At 57.2% G+C, this 17,436-nt stretch carries 18 protein-coding genes and 1 pseudogene; 15 read left to right on the top strand and 4 right to left on the bottom strand.

Annotated elements, in window-relative coordinates; genetic code table 11:
- Positions 1–25: 25 nt before the first annotated feature.
- Positions 26–577 carry a hypothetical protein gene (locus tag ACR0K9_RS18060; RefSeq protein ID WP_480825318.1) on the bottom strand — a complete coding sequence of 184 codons (552 nt, stop codon included), beginning with the start codon at positions 575–577 and terminating at the stop codon, positions 26–28.
- Positions 578–966: 389 nt separating this feature from the next.
- On the opposite strand from ACR0K9_RS18060, the gene ACR0K9_RS18055 reads away from it, so the two are divergent.
- From ACR0K9_RS18055 to ACR0K9_RS17985, 15 genes and pseudogenes are all read left to right on the top strand, one after another.
- Complete coding sequence (locus tag ACR0K9_RS18055; protein WP_480534014.1) at positions 967–1,317, top strand: hypothetical protein; 351 nt, start codon at positions 967–969, stop codon at positions 1,315–1,317.
- A 117-nt stretch (positions 1,318–1,434) separates the two neighbouring features.
- On the top strand, positions 1,435–1,839 hold the full coding sequence (locus ACR0K9_RS18050; RefSeq protein WP_480825316.1) for a thermonuclease family protein: 405 nt from the start codon (positions 1,435–1,437) through the stop codon (positions 1,837–1,839).
- Positions 1,840–2,450: 611 nt separating this feature from the next.
- Positions 2,451–3,800: pseudogene (locus ACR0K9_RS18045) on the top strand (DUF1173 family protein).
- Positions 3,793–4,431, top strand: a complete 639-nt coding sequence (locus ACR0K9_RS18040) for a lytic transglycosylase domain-containing protein (RefSeq protein WP_480825314.1) — start codon at positions 3,793–3,795, stop codon at positions 4,429–4,431. The pseudogene ACR0K9_RS18045 and the gene ACR0K9_RS18040 overlap by 8 nt, the downstream one beginning before the upstream one ends.
- 27 nt (positions 4,432–4,458) lie before the next feature.
- Positions 4,459–4,761 (top strand): TrbC/VirB2 family protein, encoded by a 303-nt coding sequence (locus ACR0K9_RS18035; protein WP_480825312.1) that lies wholly within the window; start codon positions 4,459–4,461, stop codon positions 4,759–4,761.
- Positions 4,761–5,051, top strand: a complete 291-nt coding sequence (locus tag ACR0K9_RS18030) for a VirB3 family type IV secretion system protein (protein WP_480825310.1) — start codon at positions 4,761–4,763, stop codon at positions 5,049–5,051. Before ACR0K9_RS18035 ends, ACR0K9_RS18030 begins: the two co-directional genes overlap by 1 nt.
- A 6-nt stretch (positions 5,052–5,057) precedes the next feature.
- Positions 5,058–7,499 (top strand): VirB4 family type IV secretion/conjugal transfer ATPase, encoded by a 2,442-nt coding sequence (locus ACR0K9_RS18025; RefSeq protein WP_480825308.1) that lies wholly within the window; start codon positions 5,058–5,060, stop codon positions 7,497–7,499.
- The gene (locus tag ACR0K9_RS18020; protein ID WP_480825306.1) at positions 7,496–7,681 is read left to right on the top strand and encodes a hypothetical protein; all 186 of its coding nucleotides are present in this window, start codon (positions 7,496–7,498) and stop codon (positions 7,679–7,681) included. The genes ACR0K9_RS18025 and ACR0K9_RS18020 overlap by 4 nt, the downstream gene beginning before the upstream one ends.
- A gap of 24 nt (positions 7,682–7,705) precedes the next feature.
- Positions 7,706–8,464: a type IV secretion system protein gene (locus ACR0K9_RS18015; RefSeq protein ID WP_480825304.1), complete on the top strand. Its 759-nt coding sequence runs from the start codon at positions 7,706–7,708 to the stop codon at positions 8,462–8,464.
- Complete coding sequence (locus ACR0K9_RS18010) at positions 8,464–8,850, top strand: hypothetical protein (protein WP_480825302.1); 387 nt, start codon at positions 8,464–8,466, stop codon at positions 8,848–8,850. Before ACR0K9_RS18015 ends, ACR0K9_RS18010 begins: the two co-directional genes overlap by 1 nt.
- A complete protein-coding gene (locus tag ACR0K9_RS18005; RefSeq protein WP_480825300.1) occupies positions 8,847–9,926 on the top strand; it encodes a type IV secretion system protein in 1,080 nt (359 codons plus the stop codon). The genes ACR0K9_RS18010 and ACR0K9_RS18005 overlap by 4 nt, the downstream gene beginning before the upstream one ends.
- A gap of 57 nt (positions 9,927–9,983) precedes the next feature.
- A complete protein-coding gene (locus ACR0K9_RS18000) occupies positions 9,984–10,721 on the top strand; it encodes a VirB8 family type IV secretion system protein (protein ID WP_480825298.1) in 738 nt (245 codons plus the stop codon).
- Positions 10,722–10,750: 29 nt separating this feature from the next.
- Entirely contained in the window at positions 10,751–11,545 is a 795-nt protein-coding gene (locus ACR0K9_RS17995) for a TrbG/VirB9 family P-type conjugative transfer protein (protein WP_480825296.1), read from the top strand.
- Positions 11,545–12,834, top strand: a complete 1,290-nt coding sequence (locus ACR0K9_RS17990; RefSeq protein ID WP_480825294.1) for a TrbI/VirB10 family protein — start codon at positions 11,545–11,547, stop codon at positions 12,832–12,834. The genes ACR0K9_RS17995 and ACR0K9_RS17990 overlap by 1 nt, the downstream gene beginning before the upstream one ends.
- A 99-nt stretch (positions 12,835–12,933) precedes the next feature.
- Positions 12,934–15,114: a type IV secretory system conjugative DNA transfer family protein gene (locus tag ACR0K9_RS17985; protein WP_480825293.1), complete on the top strand. Its 2,181-nt coding sequence runs from the start codon at positions 12,934–12,936 to the stop codon at positions 15,112–15,114.
- 43 nt (positions 15,115–15,157) lie between these two features.
- Here the strand turns inward: ACR0K9_RS17985 and ACR0K9_RS17980 are convergent, their stop codons facing one another.
- From ACR0K9_RS17980 to ACR0K9_RS17970, 3 genes are all read right to left on the bottom strand, one after another.
- Entirely contained in the window at positions 15,158–16,111 is a 954-nt protein-coding gene (locus ACR0K9_RS17980; protein WP_480825291.1) for a prephenate dehydrogenase/arogenate dehydrogenase family protein, read from the bottom strand.
- Positions 16,112–16,342: 231 nt separating this feature from the next.
- Complete coding sequence (locus tag ACR0K9_RS17975) at positions 16,343–16,864, bottom strand: GNAT family N-acetyltransferase (protein WP_480825290.1); 522 nt, start codon at positions 16,862–16,864, stop codon at positions 16,343–16,345.
- 114 nt (positions 16,865–16,978) lie between these two features.
- Positions 16,979–17,436, bottom strand: a 458-nt coding sequence (locus ACR0K9_RS17970; protein WP_480825288.1) for a GNAT family N-acetyltransferase, incomplete at its 5' end; no start/stop codon positions are given.

Below are 17,436 nucleotides of genomic sequence, written 5' to 3'. Positions count from 1 at the left end.
CTCAGATAGCTACCATGTGTGTTCGCTAGTATGGCACGAGCACGTAGCCGTAGCGACCAAAACTGTCCGACCATTCGACACCAACACCGCGGAAGTAGCTTGGACATTGCCGACGCAAGGGCAGCCATTCAGGACGCGGACCAGGCGCGTGATCAGACCAACTGAAACTCGCGTTTTCGTCATACGATCCGACATCCATGTCCAAACGCGTTTCGCAAGGCCCTTCGCGTTCCCGCACTTTGTAGCTGTAGTGACGGACGTGCCAAACTCGTATGGATCTGACTACATCGAAATCAGGAGCTGATAGATTCACGTTTGCCAACGTGGGCTCAGAAAGGGCAGGGGAACCGGCGCCGACAGTTGCCAACGGTTTTTCGCTTGTTCCAAGCGGCACCAATTCCAAGGTATCGGAGACATCAAGCGACGACCAAGTCTCTTGAGAGTAAGAGACATCTATAACTTGAGGGGTTTTGCCGTATGTCCCGGGAAATTCAGGAAGCGGGTTGGTACTTGATGATTTGATGGCATCGAGACGCTGCATGGGTGACATGTCGGCAGAACCCGAAGTTGCGCCCATTGGGCATCGCCAGAGCTGAAGCGGCGGTTCAACCGGCAGGGGGGTGATACGCCGGATGAACTCAGCTCGAGCGGCATTGCAATCTGGTGAACTTGGCCACCCTCCAGCAAGGCACAAGAAAATCGCACAGTCGATTGGGTAGGCGTGAGCCGGAGCGGTGAATCCAAGAGCGATAGCTGATGTGCATCCCAGTAGCTTTAGTCGAAACATGGTGTGGTCCTTTCGAGCAACGTGATTTCGTGGATCGCTTGCGCTGATTTCTGCAAAAAAAATTAGATCATCATATTTTCTGTTTTGCAAATTTAAAATTTTGCAGTATTGAAATTACCAGATTCAAACTTTCGGAGAATTCGAAAGAATGCAAGAAGTCGTCCTATAGGGGGACGACCATGCCGCACAGAAAGAACTTTCCATTGATCACCCAAGGTGAAGCACGAGACCTTGATGCATCAGGTAAGGACTATGAGTTTCGGTATGACCTAGTCGAGCTGGGGCAAAATGGACGTCCGCAATACATTTGCATTTACCGCTATGACGGTAAGGACAACGTCCTCATCTCTGAGAGGGCGACGTCTCAAGGAGTTGTTCCTCGAAGACTGTCACTGTTTCCGGGCCTCTTCAATTTTCACAGCCGCTTCAGACAAGGCAGTGACATTACTCTGCACAATGATCTCACCATTACGACTGATGGTGTGCGGGGGCAGATCAACCTGGATTTTGACAAGGAAGAAGACGACTAAGGTCACACTGCCTTCGGTGCGCTCCGAGAACCGAAGTAGAAAGTCCCTGCTAATTGGCATTTTGGGCCGAGCCTCAAACCCGTCGAATCTTGCCATTCCAAAGGGAGGGCAAGTCAGATGAAAAAGCTTCTTTCCCTGACGGCTGTATTGTTGGGGGTGCTGATTTTCTCGCATCAGTTCGGGCAATCAAAAACGATGCGGCATGTACCAGCATCGGAAGTGTACGTCGTGGACGGCGATACGCTCGGGCACGGTGACGACCGGTATCGGCTGATTGGTTTCGACACGCCGGAAACCTTCCGCGCGCAATGCGACGCCGAGAAAGTCCTGGGGTTGAAAGCCACGGCGCGCCTGACGAAACTCATACGATCCGCCGGAAAGGTGGAACTGGAGATTGAACCCAATCTGGACCGGTATGGCCGGTTTCTGGCGGTCGGGCGCGCGGGAGATAAGGACATCGGGGCCATCCTGATTTCGGAAGGCCTTGCGCGACCATATCAGGGCGGTAAGCGCCAGTCCTAGTGCGGCTGAACCGAAAGAGTGGATATGGACATGCAGCAGGAGAAAGGAACCTAGTCGAGCAGAGAGCGTCCTGCCGATTGCGCCAACAATCGACAGGACAAGAACAGCCCCAAAGCCATCCGGGGCGATCCTCAGACATCAAGAGACAACTGGAACGATGAAGAACACAGCACCCTCAATGCTGCCCCTAAAAAGGGCAGCAAGGCGGCGGAGTCAATCAAAATGACTTCCGTAGACAGACCAGAACTCCGGTCGACTTTGGACCCATTGGTGGAACCAAAGAAATCCGGGCTGTCAGATCCCTCCAGACCGTCGCGCGGCGCTGTCCGGCGTAATCCGTTTTATGGTAAATATTCTGACCTGTTCCCCGGCAACGGTATCTCGCCGTCACACGGCAACCTCCGAGATGACCTCTCTTCGATGCATGTGGTGCTACACCGAAGAGAGAATGTGGCCAAGTCTGGTATCAGCACTGACCACATTTCGGCAATCTGCAATTCATCAGATGCTACGCACCACAAGCTACTCAACCCAACCTATTCAAACCAAACTAAAACCCTTCCCGATCACGGATTTGTCAACACGCCTCAGAGCAGTCTGGGCGCCGCAGAATGACCCTGTTTCTGAACGGCACTCCGTTGGTAGTCGACAGCGAAGCGGGTCAACACGCTCTGACGGTCGCGCACAGTGCCGGTACACGCGTTAAATGCGGGTGCCGCGCGCCTTCCCCGGAAATGTATATCGCGGCCACGGCGGGCAAATTCATCGTCAAACGGATGCCGGGCACCGGGCCGGATCATGCGATTGACTGCCCTTCCTTCCTGCCCCCTGAAGAACTCTCGGGACTGGCACAGGTCCAGGCGTCGGCCATTACCGAAGACCCTGATGACGGCACAACCACGCTCAAACTGGGTTTCCCGCTGCGCAAGAACAGCACGAGCCGAACTGCACAGGAACAGGCCGGTACAAAGCCAACCGAGGCCAAGGTTGCACCGCGCAAGCTGACCATCACCTCCGTCCTGCATTTCCTCTGGCATGAGGCGGAACTGGGCAAGTGATATCCGAGAATGGAAGGAAAGCGGTTCTGGGGGGTGATCCATCACGCGCTTCGCCGTGCGACGGCGGGAAAGATCGTCAAGGGCCAGGACCTACCCAGCATTCTCTTTGTGCCGGAATACTTCAAGCCTGAGAACAAAACCGAGATAGCGGCCAGACGAAACCGGCTCTTTGCCAATCTGCGTCCTACCGGCCGCGGAGCAACTCCGTTCGGCCTGGTCGTCGCAGAATACAAGGGTATGGAACCCACAGCGCATGGCGCGCGCTTCATCTTCAAGCATGCGCCCGACTGCGCGTTATTCGCGGATGCGGACCTTGCCGAGAAGTTCGAGAAAGTGTTCGGGGATCAGCTGCAGCTCCTTGAAGCCGTGGGATCCGGCCATGCCATGGTAATCGCCAGCTTTTCCATCGCCAAGGCGGGCTATCCGATTCTGCACGAAATCGGCATGATGCTGGTGACGGACAACTGGATCCCGTTTGAAGGCCTGCGCGAACTGGAAGTGCTGAATGCGCTGACCGAACAATCGCGTGCCTTCCAGAAACAGATGCGGTTCAACCTGCCCGCAGACGCACCGATCGCATCGGCTGTGCTGCTGGACACATCAGATCCGGTCGCCGTGTTCGTTGCCGACAACCCCGACGATGCCGGGGCACTGGCGCTTCTCACCAAAGCCTCTGAAGAAGGCCGGTATCCGAGCTGGTGCTGGTTTGATAATGGGCCGATGCGCCCGTTCCCGGGTCGTAGCGCGTCCCCCTCCAGCCATCACTCACGAACACCGGAGGGGGGCGCTACCGGTCAGAGTGTGAGGCCATCACCGGTAAATGAGCGCCGCGCATCGGGCGATGAGCGCGACACGATGTGGGATAGTCCCATTCCTCCCAAAGGAGCAAGCGACCATGGCTAAAGCCGCATTCGTAACTCTCTTTTTTCTGTTGACAGTTGTGGCGCCGTCATTCGCCCAGAACGACGAGGCCGCAATCTGCGCGGGCCGGGATGGCCCGCTGTTGAGTGGAGGGCGCTTGCTGTGTGTGACCGCCCCCGCCCGCACCTGCCTGGAACCGTCATTCCGGGCAGGTGCAATGGTATGCCTCAGATATGAGGATGGCGGCAATGCTGAACAGGTCGTCTCAAGGAATGCGAGCCCACGCCCCAATGGCGAATGGGCCGATGAAGCGGAGCGCGCCGCCAAGCGTCACGGTGTTCCGGTGCCGCTGTTTCATGCGCTGGTGCATCAGGAAAGCCGCTGGAATACCAACGCCGTCAGTCCAAAAGGCGCGCTTGGGTTAGCACAGCTGATGCCGCCCACCGCCGCCGCGCTTGGTGTCGATCCGCATGACCCGGTGCAGAACCTCGATGGCGGCGCGCGGTATCTGAAAGCCATGTTCCTGAAATTCGGCACATGGCGGCTGGCGCTGGCCGCATACAACGCCGGGCCCAAGGCCGTCGAACGCTATGAAGGCGTCCCGCCCTACTCGGAAACCACCCATTACGTCGCAACCGTTCTCGAAGGCGCCGGTTTGCCGCCCGATGCCTGATCCCCTTATCCCAGGAGGCTTACGTCAATGAAACAAACCCCCAAAAATGTCGCCCTACTGACCGTGATGGCGTTCATGGCGGTCGCTGGCCCGGCAATGGCACAGGATCTGTTCGCAGCTCCTGTATCGATCCTGACCCAGATCCGGGCCTTTATCACGGGTGCCAACGGGATTCTGCTCGGCGGAGCCGCCATTGCGCTCGCCGGCATCTCGGCCGCCAGCCCGCGCGTGCCTGTCACCTGGGGCCATTTCTTCGTCATCATCGTGGTGCTGGGCATCTTTTTTGGTGCCTTCGGTATTGCCGAAGCCATTCAGGGATTTGCAACCTGATGAGCGACGATAACCGGATATTCCAGGCGATTACCCGGCCTTCTGAGAGGGCCGGGATGCCGATGACGTTTCACATTGTGGCGCTCAGCATTCCCCTGATGACGTTCATCATGACGCAGGGCTTTTTGGGCTTCTGGGCGTTGCTCGCCATCGCCCCGTCTTATGCCGCTGCCCGCTGGATCGTCAGCGTCGATCCCTACCTGCCGGATCACCTGGCAACGATGGCCGACTGCAAACTGTTCACCCCAAACAAGCCCTTCTGGGGCGGCAATTCCTACGCCGGAGACTGACCCGATATGAACATGCACCCCGAGATTCAAAAGGTCATGCCTTCCGCGCGCCGCGCCGCGCAAGAGGTCCCCGCCACCACGCATATCCCCTTCGTGCGTTTCCTGCAGAACGGGACGTTCACGACGCGCAACGGGGATCTGGTGGCGGTATTGGAGCTCACCGGGTTCATCCACGAAACCGCGGATCGGGCCGCGATCAAGGCTGCCAATGACGTATTGGCCCGACTGGCCTCCAGCTTTGAAGACAACCGAACGGCCTTCTACAGCCATATCATCCGCACCAAAGTGAAGCTCTCTGAGACGCTGTCGCCCGTGAATGGCCCCGGCTTTTCTGAAGACCTGGATCATCACTATCGCGCCCAGCTGGACCAGGACGAGACCTATGAGCTGCGCCACTTCCTGACGATCGTGCGTCGCCCATATACCAGCGGCAAGCGGCTGCTGGATGCAGGGTTGCGGTCTCTGCGTTCGGCAACAACAGATCCGGCAACAACTGCTGCCCGCGAAAAGAACCGCAAAGCCCTGCATGTGGTTGCAGAACAGGCCATGCGGGATCTGTCGGTGTTTGGTGCGCGCAGGCTCACGGGAACAGAGGCGGATCGCAGCCGCACGCTGTCATTCCTGTCGATGCTGCAAAGCGGGATATGGCAAAAGGCCCCTTCCGTCTGGACCCATCTGGCCGATGCTGTACCAAACGGGCGCATCACTTTCCGCAAGGACCATGTTCACAGCCTGTCACCGGGTGGGGACAAGGATCGGTTTGCGGCCGTCTTTGCGGTCAACGCCTATCCGGAACGGTCAAAATACTACATGTTCGATGAACTGTTGGGGGAGCGGTGCGAGTTCATTGCCACCCAATGCTATGCGCCGATGGATCGCGTGTCGGGCGGCTCAAAGATCCGTGACGCCAAACGGGGCATGGCAGATGCAGGCGATGAGGCGGAGTCGCTGCAGAAGGATTTGACAGAGGCGCGCGACGCGGTTGCCTCCCGTGCCATGTCCATTGGACGGCATCACTTCACGGTTTCTGTTCTCGGTGACACGCGCGAGGAGATGGAAGACGCAGCCACGCGGGTAAACTCTTGTCTGACGGGCGCGGACCTGCGCACCCGGCGCGAAGACATCGGGCTAGAGGCGGCCTGGTGGGCGCAGCTGCCCGGCAACTTCGCCTATCAGACCCGAAGCAAAAAGCGCTTTGTATCCGACAAGAACTTTGCCGACTTTGCCAATCTACATTCCTGGCCAACCGGATCGCGGGAAAGATTGCGTTGGGGTGGGCCCGTGGCGGCGTTTCGGACGCTCGCCGGCACACCGTTCTGGTTCTCGTTTCATCGGGAAGGCTCAGACAAATCCAAGGGACCGGGAACCACCGCCATTTTCGGGGCGACCGGTGAAGGTAAAACCCTGCTGGCCAACTTCCTCATGTCCAGCTGCTACCGCCTGCCCGAACACCCTCACCTCATTGCCTTTGACAAAGACCGGGGATCGGAAACCTTCATTCGAGCCATTGGCGGCACTTACCTTCAGCTGAAATCCGGTATGAACCTCGGCTTCAACCCGTTTGCGGTGGCGACCGACGAAGTAGGGATCGAATGGCTCGAAGGCTTCATTCAACGCCTGACCGGTGCGGACAAACTCACCCCGGAACAGGAACGGCGGATCGCAACAGGTCTGAGGCGCTTGGCCAATGGTGATCCGGCTCTGCGCACCTTCTCGGATTTTGCCGACACTCTGCGGTCTGTCGATGATGCGAACGCGCCGGTGCAGCTGCTCGATGCGCTCAGCAAGTGGCATGGGTCCGGTAATCGCGCTTGGCTGTTCGACAATGCTGAGGACAGTTTCAGCCTCGATCAGGCCGTGACCGCTTTTGACATGACGGCGCTGCTCAAGGCTTCTGATATCCGCCTGCCCCTGCTGGACTACCTGTTCTACCGGATCGAGCGCAAACTGGCGCAGGGCAAACCGCTGATTATCATGGTGGATGAGGCGTGGGCTTTGTTTGACGATCCCCGGTTTGGTCCCCGTATCCAGGACTGGATCAAAACCATCCGAAAGCTGGATGGAATTCTGGTGTTCATGACCCAGGAGACCTCAGATGCGGCCAAATCCTCAATCTCGGACACGCTGATCCAGTCGACTGAAAACCGCATCTTCTTTGCCAACCCCAAGGCCGACCGCAAAACCTATGTTGATGCGTTCCGGCTCACTGAGGCCGAGTTCAGCGCGATTTCATCCATGCCACCAAAATCCCGACTGGTGCTGATCAATGACGGAGACGGATCGGGCGTTGTCTCGACACGGCTTGATCTTCCCGAACAGTTCTATCGGGTCTTATCCGCCACGGGTGACATCGTTGCCGAGATGGACCAGCTGCGCGCCGAGCATGGTGAGGATGGCTGGCTCGAAGCCTTCATGACCCCCAAAGCCACTCAGGAGACCTCCCAATGACCCGCACATGCCTATTCCTTGTCTTCGTCTTCGGCCTGCCCCTGCTCGGGGCCTGCACCATTACCGGTGATGCTCTCGATCCGCCGCGTGAGCTGAAGGCCAATTGCAACATCGCCGATGCCGAACCGGTCCCTCAGACCGGCCTTGCCACCACCCCGCCGCTCAGCATCGGCAAAATCTGACCCCTCCCCGGAAAGGACGAGACAATGAAGACCATTCTGAAAAGCACCGCCGCGGTTGTTGCACTTGCACTGACCGGGTTTGTCGGAACTGCCGACACGGCCAAGGCACAGGGTGTTCCAACCTTCAGTGCAGCAGAACATGCCGAGTTGATCGCGCTGCTGAATTCCAGCGGCGAAATGGTTGGTCTGAACACGCAGATCCTCGACAATGCGTTGTTGCAGCTACAGGAGCTTCAGGAGCAATTGCGCCAGGCGCGAGCGACGCACAATGCCATCACCGGCGCGCGCGAAACGATCGGCAACCTGTTCAATGGTGATATAACCCCGCGCAAGCTGTCCTCGTCCCTGTCCACACTGTCGATGACCGGCAAGTCGGTGAACAACCGTCTCAGCAACCATATGGAAGAACTGAAAGTCGACTTCCAACCGTTGAACGGGCTGCAGGCATTGGGTCGAACCTCAGAAGATCCGCTCACCAAGTCGCATGATCTCGTATCCGGCGCGAGCTTTGCCGGCCTCGCCGTTGCCGAGGAAGGTTTTGCCGGGGCTGGCGAAGCGATGGAGCGCTATGACGGCTATCGTGAGCAGATTTCCGCAACCGATGATCTGAAAGCTAGCATTGATCTGAACACACGCATAGCGATTGAGAACGGTATGATGCTCGCCACTTTGTTGCAGACCCTCTCTGCACAAGGTCAGCTGGACGCCGCAATCGTAAACCAGCGTCTGCGCGGTCAGGACATTGTCGCCCGCCAGGCGTACAGACCTGAAGGATCAAACTGATGCGCTTCCCTACAAACACGCTTCTCATCGCTGCAACCGTCGCCACCACGTTGGCGGCGGGCCAGCCCGCCTTTGCTCTGACAGCTGCAGAAAAGCGCGAAAACTTCCGCTTAGGAAAGGCACTGGAAGTTTCTCGCACTCGCAGATCGGCCGAAGTCAGGTTCGCATATGCAGAGAATTGCGAGGCTGCATTTTCTCGAGATGACCCTATGCCGGAACGGGATGTCCGTATCACCGAGGAGGTCGAAATTGACAATGACCTAATGGGCATGACCGTCGAGCAAATCTCGGAGCAATATGGAATCGCATCGGACGCATTCTATGAAGCGGACCGGGCCGTGAATGACTGCATCCGTAAATTCAGAAAAAGGAATGATGGGTCATGAGCATCCGAGATTTCCTTGTTGGCACCGATCAAAGCTTTGACGACATCATCAACGGTGGGTCGCAGCAGGTGTTCCAGGCGCTTGCGACCCCCAGCGCTCAATTCCTTACCCTGTTGGCCGGGGCCGCGTTGGCAGTCTGGGCGGTGACGGCAGCATACCGGGGCAGTTTCTCTCTTGACGGATTTATCACTTTCGTTTTTCGATTCACGTTTTTCTATTTAGCGGTATCCGGTGGTGCTCTCTGGACGCAGTTTATCTATCCGTTCATCACCGGGTTTCCGGTGGCTGTCGGGAACACCATAGTCAGCGAGTTCAGCGGAGGCGGAACTGCTGGGGGCATTGCAACGGCTTTTGCTGAGTTCGCCAATACGGCATTTAGAAACATCATAACCGCTTTGGGATCGTACGGCGTTACGGACTATCTGGGCGGAGATGCTCTTGGTGTGGTCCTGATGGCATTGATCGCCTCTGTCTCGATTCTATTCATGATTGTCATCGCTTTGGCGCTGCTCGTCGCATCCAAAGTTCTATTGGCTATTCTGATTGCGATATTTCCGGTTATGGCGGTTTGGGCCTATCTCCGCAGTTCTGCAGAAATCTTCAATGGCTGGGTTCGCGGCATTACGATGCTCGTATTGTTCCAGATCCTGCTCTTTGGCGTTATGGGCATCGCGCTCGCTGCCACACAGGGTACGGCTGACGCGGTTTCAGCGGGTGTGGATTCGGGCGCGGACATACCTCTGGAAATGTTCAAGCTGGCAGGAATGAGCGGGATTACCGCTGGATTGCTTCTGATCTGCCCGATGATCGCACAGCGAATTGGCGGCGCGGCTTTGAACCTCGGCGAGTCACAGATCAAAGGCGCTAGTCAGGCTGGGATGAAACTTCTGGGCGGCCAGCTGACGGGCGCAAACACTGGCGGCAACAACCTGGGCGATGTCTCCAATCAACGTGCAAGCGCTGCAAATGAGGTCGACAGGCCATCCGCAACAGAGGCCAACAACCAGCGCATTCGGGAATCTGTAAGGCGTGGGGCCGAACGTATGGCCGAAGAAGCACGACGGCGCGGAAGCTGATCAAAACTCATTGAAATCATTGGCGGGCTGGCCCCGCAACAGACGAGGAGTCACCAGATGCAACAAGCAGCGGCAGATTTGAGGCCCGACCCGCTCAATCCTGACGGGCAGTATCAGGGCTCTCCCCTGCCCGATACCACCACCATTCATGACGGCCACGACCGCTGGGAAGATGAGATGTATCTGTCGATGCGGCGCAGGACAAAGATAGCCTATATCGTGGCCGCGGCTGGCTCATTGATGGGGGTGATGGGCGTTGCAGCCGTCATGGGCCTCACGCCGCTCAAACAGGTCGTACCGATCACCATGACCGTCGACAAACATACCGGGCTGGTCAACGTGGCCTCACGCCTGGGCGAGCTCACGCTGGACGATGATGAGTATGTCACACAGGCGTTGTTGTTCCAGTATGCCCGCGATCGGGAAACCTATGACGCGCATGATCAGCGGGAACGTCTGACCGATGTGTACCGGCGGACCTGTGGCGGAGCCGCCGAGGATCTGGCCGCGCTCTATGACGAGGAAAATCCCAACAGCCCAATGAACATCTACGGCAACTTTGGGCGCGTGGATGTCCGTATTCGGTCTGTCACGCTGAACAACGGAAATTCGGCCACGCTGCGCATCACGAAAAGCGCCCGCCAACAACAGGGCGCACCCGTCTCAGAGCGCAATTTCGTGGTGACGATGGGCTACGAGTTCGACCGCACCGGATACATGACACTGGAAGAGCGTTGGAACAACCCAACCGGCTTTTGTGTCGCCAATTACCGACTGGATGAGGAGGCGCGATAATGCTGCGTATAATTTGCACTGTAGCTGTGATGCTGGCGCTTGGCGCGGCCTCTGTCTCAGCTGAACAAAAAGGACGGGGAACACGCACAGACGCGCGCGTGCGCACCCTCGTGTATCACCCTGACGAGGTGTACAAGATCGATGTGTCGCGGGGCTATGCTCTCAGCATTCACCTTCAAGACGGTGAACAGATGGTCGATGAGGTCCGGGGCGATCCGAAGACCTGGGACTTTATCCCTCTGACCGCTGGCAACGGCTTTGTCCTGAAGGCCAAACATGCCACCACGCAGGCGAGCAACCTCATTCTGCAAACCAACCTGCGCAGCTATGTGTTTCTTCTTCAGGCGCATGAAGCCGGTCCACCTGATAATGTCGGGTTTCTGTATCGATTCAGCTATCCCGATCAGAAAAAGGGCTACAAGCCCCGGCAGGCCGGTAACATCCAGGCGGCCTTCAACACCACCGGGCGGCCTGCCAATCTGCAATACAGCGCGAGTGGTGACAGGTTGCTGCGGCCGGAAGTGGCGTTTGATGATGGGCGCAAGACCTATCTGCGCCTGAAACAGCAAAGCGTGCGGCCCGCTGTCTTTGCCATGGACGCCAGAGGGCGTGAACGTTTGGTCAACTCAGCGGATCTTGCGGACGGCACCATTGTCGTGACCGGTGTTTATCCGCGCCTGGTCCTGCGCGACGGGCCTTATGTGGTCTGCATATTCAACATGCCCCTCTATGAAATCGACCAGAACCGCGACCCGAATAAGCCCCGCAGGGTTTCGTCATCCACGCCACAGCGCAATGCAAGCCAAGGTGGGGAGAGCCGCTGATGGCACAGAAAAATATACTGCTTGAGAACCGCATCGAAGGCTCAGAGGAAGAAAATCGCGGCCCAAACCTGCCCATGATCCTCGGCATCGGTGCATTGGTTGCCTTTGTTGGCCTGTTTTTCTGGATCAACAGCGGCGGGGATGAGACCGGCCGACGCGGCAGCATCATTCCAGAAGTCAACGAGACGCCGGATCAGCGCAATCAGGGGGGCACCCTTTTTGGTGCCGTGCCAACGGAACCTTTGCCCAAGGTCGAACAAGAGCCTGACCCGCGCGTCGCCATTCTTGAGGCTGAGCTGGCCGAGTTGCGTGAACTGATCGCAGCCGCGCAGACCGGGGCACCCGCTGAGGAAACGGCCGCCGAAACCCCTGCTCCGGATCTTGATGCAGCCGCTCTCGCCGCACTGGAACGGCGCACCGAACGACAAGAAAAGGCGCTTGAGGCGTTCCTGAAGAAGCTGGAAGAGGATCGGCTAGCCGATGAACGCAGGCAACGGGAACTGCTCGCGCGGATTCAAGCGGCCCGACCCATTACAGAACCGGGCCAAGCGTCAGAACCGGCACAGGAAGACGATGCGGCGCAGGCTGCGGTTCAGGCTGAAGAAGACCGGTTGACCCAGCCTTTGACCAACAGCCTTGGGCGCAGTGCTGCCGGGGCGGGTGCTGGTGACAAGTCGAATAACAGCACGGGCAACGATTTCCTCGATGCCGCCGCGTCTCGTACCGTCCAGACAGCGCGGGCGACCCAGTTGCAGGATGTGCATCGCCTGATCACGCAAGGCACCATGATTCCGGGCGTTCTGGATACAGCAATATCGTCCGATCTTCCCGGTGAACTGAAAGCCACCATTAGCCGGGATGTGTGGTCTGCGGATGCAACAACAATCCTGATCCCCAAAGGGTCAACGCTGATTGGCGAATACTCGTCCGATATCTCTCTGGGTCAGCGCCGGGTCCTAGTGGCCTGGAACCGGGTGATCACAACGGACGAGCGTTCCATCATGATCGGGTCACGCGGCGTCGACGGGCTGGGCCGCGCCGGTTTGGCGGGCAATGTGCAGCACCACTTTGGACTCAAGTTTGAAGCGGCATTCTTCATCTCAATCTTCTCGGGGATTTCCAGCTTCGGCAATCGCACTCTGAGCGAGAACGATCTGTCCACAGGAACCGATGGCTTTGCGAATTCCGGTCAGGATGCCTTTGAGGAATACCTGTCGATCCCGCCGACAATCTGGGTGAATCAGGGCGAGCACATCAACGTGTTCGTCTCGCGGGATTTGTATCTGTGACGTTGGATCAATGACCCAAAGATGGGGCTCAACAGCGTTGCGCCCCGCTTTGTCTTGAAGCCTGCAACCCCCGACATTCTTGCCCTGAAGGAGACTGCGATGAGCACCATACAGGCAAAGACCCACCTTCCGTATACGATTGCAGCTGGCGTCCTAAGCATCCCACTCTGGGCCGCACTTTTGATCGCGTGGAAGGTGAATGGCGACATTGAAACATGGCGACCCTGGCTCCTGCTCAGCCAGCGCAATAGTCTGCACCAGAAGGATTGGGACCTGGTCCTTTGGGGCGGTATCACGCTTGGACTGATGACCGGCGCGGGCCTTGCCTATCTCTTCGGCGGAATGGTGTTTGGCGTCACCGCCACAGACGCCCACGGCGACGCGCGATGGGCATCGGCCAAAGAGATCCGCGCAGCGCAGTTGATCAGCGATTGGGGGCTGGTGCTGGGCAAACTGGGAAAACCGGAGAAAAAGGCCCCGCACCTACGCGCCCATACGGATGATCAGGGCACGGTGCTGGTGTCGGGACCGCCGCGCTCCGGTAAGGGTGTTGGTATCGTCGTGCCCACCCTGCTCGACTATCCCGGTTCAATGATCGTCTATGATGTGAAGGGTGAGCTTTTCGAAACCACGTCGCGGCGGCGGCAGGCAAAGGGCGACAAGGTACGGGTGCTGTCGCCCTTCGATGTGCAGTTTTCGAACAACCCGGACGGTTCGCTTGTTGGCCGGTCGCACAGTTTCAACCCGCTGGTTGAGATTGCGGCAATGGATGATCTGGAAGACCGGCTTGTGCGGATCTCGGAAATCAGTGCCGCGCTGTTGGCCCCCAAAAGTTCAACTGGCGCCGAGGCGTCCTTGATGGAAGATGCGCAGGAAATCTTTGAGGCCGCGGCGGCGATCGTCTGCAATGAACCCGAACCTTCGCTTGGCCGGGTGCTGCAGGTGCTGACGCCCGAAGTGGCGGGCGATGATGAGATACCGGATTACAAGGGCATGTTTGCCGCCCTCGCCGCGCGTGCGCCTGATCCTGTTTCAAAGGGCGCGATGCTGCGCATGGCGGGCCAGGACAACAAGCAGCTGGGTATCTACCTGTCAGTCCTGATGGGCGGCGGTCTGAATGCCTGGCGCAACCCCGCGATCGTGCGCGCGACAAAGACCAATGACTTCAATTTTGCATCGATGCGTTGGGACCCCCAGACCTGCTACATCTCGATTCCGGAAGCGCATAAGCGGGTGTCGCGCCCTTTGGTGCGTCTGTTCATCCAGTGCGCGATCAACGCGCTGCGTCGTCGTCTCATGGCCTCGGGTGAAGATTTTCTGCCCGTCCTGTTCTTGATCGATGAGTTTCATTCTCTGGGGAGAATGCAGGGTGTCCTTGATGCTGTGACCACCCTGCCCGGCTATGGCGGCCGGTTGTGCCTGATTGTGCAATCGCCGGCGTCACTTCGGGAACATTATGGGCCATCTGGTGAGGAGATCCTAACCGAGAGTTCGCATCTGCATGTGTGGCTGACGCCAAATTCCGAAGAATCAAAGCAAAAGCTGTCCAAGGCGCTTGGCAACAAGACAGTGACGCAGAAATCGGTCTCGGGGCGCAACTGGTCGAAGGAACCCGGTCGGTCGGAAAGCTGGTCGGAGAAATGCCGGGCGCTGCTTACCCCCGAAGAAATCGGCCGTCTGGGCAAGGAAGAGGTCATAATCACCGGCAAGGGCATGTTCCCGATCCGAACTAATCGAGTGTCGTACTACAAAGATCATCGGTTCAAAGCGCTGAATGACAGTCAGAAGGGCAAGCCCTGGCCGGATGTGCCTGTGGTCAAGGATAGGATTGTGACGCGGTTTGATGAGTTCCTAAAAAGTGCGTGGTCGGCAAAATCGTCTGAGTTCGAAGAACCGGAGCCTGAGCCTGTCGCCAAACCGTCCTTGTCGCAGCGTGCGACTGTCACTGGACCACGCACTTACGATCCACCTGAGTATGACGAATATCTTGATCAAGGTGTGGCCGGCTACGGGTACTTCGAAGATCCGCGCGAGACGACCGATGACGAGGAAACAGCAGAGGACCGCCAGCTGAAGCAAGCCATGGAATCTGTGAAAGCGCCAAGCTTTGCAGACAACCTCGGCAACCTCTTGAACCTCGCTCCGATCAATCCGGACAGTGAACCCGAACTAGCCGATCTGGCGCACCGGCTCTCGCCGGAAGAATTGGTCAATAGACTGATGCCACTGTTCAGCGGTGAAAACGTGAAGATCAGTGGTTATTCGCCGCGTGGGGCATAGGCCAGCAAGTAGCGGAACGAAACTGCCGTTTGGTGACGCTTCATCAATCTCTGGTTTCGGTGTGTGGTGACGTCCTCAATGCTGGCTCTAGCTCAACATTCAAGCTTGCGGCCAAATCAAAAAACCGTCGTCGTACTGTCTCGGCGTAGGGATTGGCCTTCTCAATCGCTTCGAATACTTCTGGCGCATCATGCTGAACCATGGCAATTGCTTCAGATAACAAGTCAAAGCTCTTCGTTGTCATACGCGTTGGCAGCGGTCCCATGCGCAGCAGCACTTTGGCGATGAGATGGGTGAGGCCCTGGACAACCGCTGCTTCTTGGTCGTGGTCTTCTGGAGTTGTCATGATGACAGTCAAACCCAGAGCCTTGCGTAAAAAAGCAGCCAGTCTCAAATGTCGTCTTCCTTGAATGGGGCAGACTGCAATTTTTAGCCCTTCAATACCTGTCGCGGCACTCTGAGGACCAAACAAGGGGTGGGTCGCGACGATGTCTACATGGTTCGGTAGCCGCCGCCGCATGATTTCCGAGGGAACAACTTTTACTGACCCCACATCAACAATCAGCGCGCTGGGTTTACAAGCAACCGCGATCTCGCCGACCACCTGCTCAAAAGAGGACACCGGTGCCGCAATGAGGATCACATCAGCCTGCGATACTGAGTGCAATGAGGACAGACACACTCCCAGTTGCGTTGCTACTTTGGATACCTCCACGGACGGATCATAGGCCGATATCTTGAAGTGCTGGCCAAGATGAAAGGCGGCGAGTTGTCCGAATGCACCAAACCCCACAATGCCCAGCGACGTGTTTTGACTTCTGCTGTTTTTGTTCATTTTCCGACCTTTGAATTTGCCGCCCGGCACAAGGTCGATTTTACGTTGACCGCTGTCAGGGCAGCGGAAAACCAATGATGAATTGCCCGCAGCTATCGAAGCTGAGGATAATAGTCCTGCGATGCGAAGAACGATCTGATCATGACGCCAGCGATAAAGCACTCAAGAGAGCAGAGTCAACGATGTTGCTGTCTAGCGGCTATTGGTTCAGGCGCGGCATTTTTGTGTTTTTCAACACAATCGGCTCAAAACAGCGGTTCAAAGCACTTCGTACTGGTGATTGGTTCAGCCCGCACAGGCCATTGAAAACTGGAGTTTGCAGTTTCCGAGTTGCGAACACAAACCAGACATTTAACAAACAATGCCAAATGCCTGGTTCTGGGTTAAATGGAGTTACTCGCGCCCAGAGGTGTCCCACCAATGCGGTTGCATGAACTGTGGGATTGCCTTCGTCGTGCCGCTCAACCTCTCGATTGCTCCAGCCGTCAACTCAAGTGCCATCCACGCTTCATGCGCTGTCAGCAGGTCCGGGTAAGGCGTCTGTTTGTCAGTCGCGACAAAACCATATCGAGGATAGAAAGTCGGGACGCCCAACACAAACACTGCGTCCGTTCCAATGGACTTTAGGTGTTCGATGCTGGTATCCATTAGCTCCTTACCGACGCCACGGCCTTGATACTCCGGCGACACACCACAAGGTGCAAGCAGGTAGCATTTTGTCTCTGGGTGATCCTCGAAGACAAATGGGGTGAACAGCACGTTGCCTGCGATCCGCCCGCCACGTTTGACACTGATAGAGATCGTGTCTGGATGATCGAGGAAGTCTTTGGCAAGTTGAGCGGTTTCTTCACCTTCTGCTTCGCCAAACGCCAGTCTGTGGACTCCCAAAATGGCGTCGATTTCTGATTGTTTCATAGTTCATTCCTAGATTTAGTGAGTTTATTCGCGCACCAGAAGGCCTCCCAGGTCGGTGGCTCTTACTCCGATGCTTGAAGCAGAGTTGCGTTGTCTGGTTTTCAGAACTCGGCTCTAAACTTGCTCGCTTGGATGACCCCACATGCGCGGCTCAGCATATGGGCCTGTCACGCTGGAAGTGCTTTCTCCGATGCCATTCAAAGCGCCCGGTGTGAGTTCGCGCGCAAACCAACACTCAAGCGGAGCCTGCGTTCTCACAGGCGGCAGGACATTGTGAGGGGTGTTGTATCGGTTCCCATAGTGGAACGGTTCTCCCATCACGAAGATCACATCTGCATCAAGTTGCCGCTCCGCCTCTTCCATCAGGCGCGTGGCATAACCCTTTCTTTGAAACTCGGGCAGGACAGCCAACGGAGCCAGCACGAAACACTTCGAGTGCGGTGCCTTGTCGATTGTGAGCGGGGTGTAGCAGGCATGCGCGACCCCCTCATAAACGATGGAAAAGCTGCCGTCTGCGATCAGGTCATCCGCAAAATCGGCATACAGTTTCGCATGTCGTTCATCGTATAAGC

The organism is Ruegeria sp. L12 (genome assembly GCF_056531745.1).
The sequence above is the reverse complement of the archived record's forward strand: the minus strand, read 5'-3'. Positions and strand labels throughout refer to the sequence as shown.

Excerpts from the sequence above, each read along its gene's own strand:
- ACR0K9_RS18060 (WP_480825318.1), bottom strand. The coding sequence starts at position 577 with ATGGGCGCAACTTCGGGTTCTGCCGACATGTCACCCATGCAGCGTCTC.
- ACR0K9_RS18055 (WP_480534014.1), top strand. The coding sequence starts at position 967 with ATGCCGCACAGAAAGAACTTTCCATTGATCACCCAAGGTGAAGCACGA.
- ACR0K9_RS18005 (WP_480825300.1), top strand. The coding sequence starts at position 8,847 with ATGAGCATCCGAGATTTCCTTGTTGGCACCGATCAAAGCTTTGACGAC.
- ACR0K9_RS17990 (WP_480825294.1), top strand. The coding sequence starts at position 11,545 with ATGGCACAGAAAAATATACTGCTTGAGAACCGCATCGAAGGCTCAGAG.
- ACR0K9_RS18025 (WP_480825308.1), top strand. The coding sequence starts at position 5,058 with ATGAACATGCACCCCGAGATTCAAAAGGTCATGCCTTCCGCGCGCCGC.
- ACR0K9_RS17985 (WP_480825293.1), top strand. The coding sequence starts at position 12,934 with ATGAGCACCATACAGGCAAAGACCCACCTTCCGTATACGATTGCAGCT.
- ACR0K9_RS18030 (WP_480825310.1), top strand. The coding sequence starts at position 4,761 with ATGAGCGACGATAACCGGATATTCCAGGCGATTACCCGGCCTTCTGAG.
- ACR0K9_RS18010 (WP_480825302.1), top strand. The coding sequence starts at position 8,464 with ATGCGCTTCCCTACAAACACGCTTCTCATCGCTGCAACCGTCGCCACC.
- ACR0K9_RS18050 (WP_480825316.1), top strand. The coding sequence starts at position 1,435 with ATGAAAAAGCTTCTTTCCCTGACGGCTGTATTGTTGGGGGTGCTGATT.
- ACR0K9_RS18035 (WP_480825312.1), top strand. The coding sequence starts at position 4,459 with ATGAAACAAACCCCCAAAAATGTCGCCCTACTGACCGTGATGGCGTTC.
- ACR0K9_RS17995 (WP_480825296.1), top strand. The coding sequence starts at position 10,751 with ATGCTGGCGCTTGGCGCGGCCTCTGTCTCAGCTGAACAAAAAGGACGG.
- ACR0K9_RS18015 (WP_480825304.1), top strand. The coding sequence starts at position 7,706 with ATGAAGACCATTCTGAAAAGCACCGCCGCGGTTGTTGCACTTGCACTG.
- ACR0K9_RS18000 (WP_480825298.1), top strand. The coding sequence starts at position 9,984 with ATGCAACAAGCAGCGGCAGATTTGAGGCCCGACCCGCTCAATCCTGAC.
- ACR0K9_RS17975 (WP_480825290.1), bottom strand. The coding sequence starts at position 16,864 with ATGAAACAATCAGAAATCGACGCCATTTTGGGAGTCCACAGACTGGCG.
- ACR0K9_RS18020 (WP_480825306.1), top strand. The coding sequence starts at position 7,496 with ATGACCCGCACATGCCTATTCCTTGTCTTCGTCTTCGGCCTGCCCCTG.
- ACR0K9_RS18040 (WP_480825314.1), top strand. The coding sequence starts at position 3,793 with ATGGCTAAAGCCGCATTCGTAACTCTCTTTTTTCTGTTGACAGTTGTG.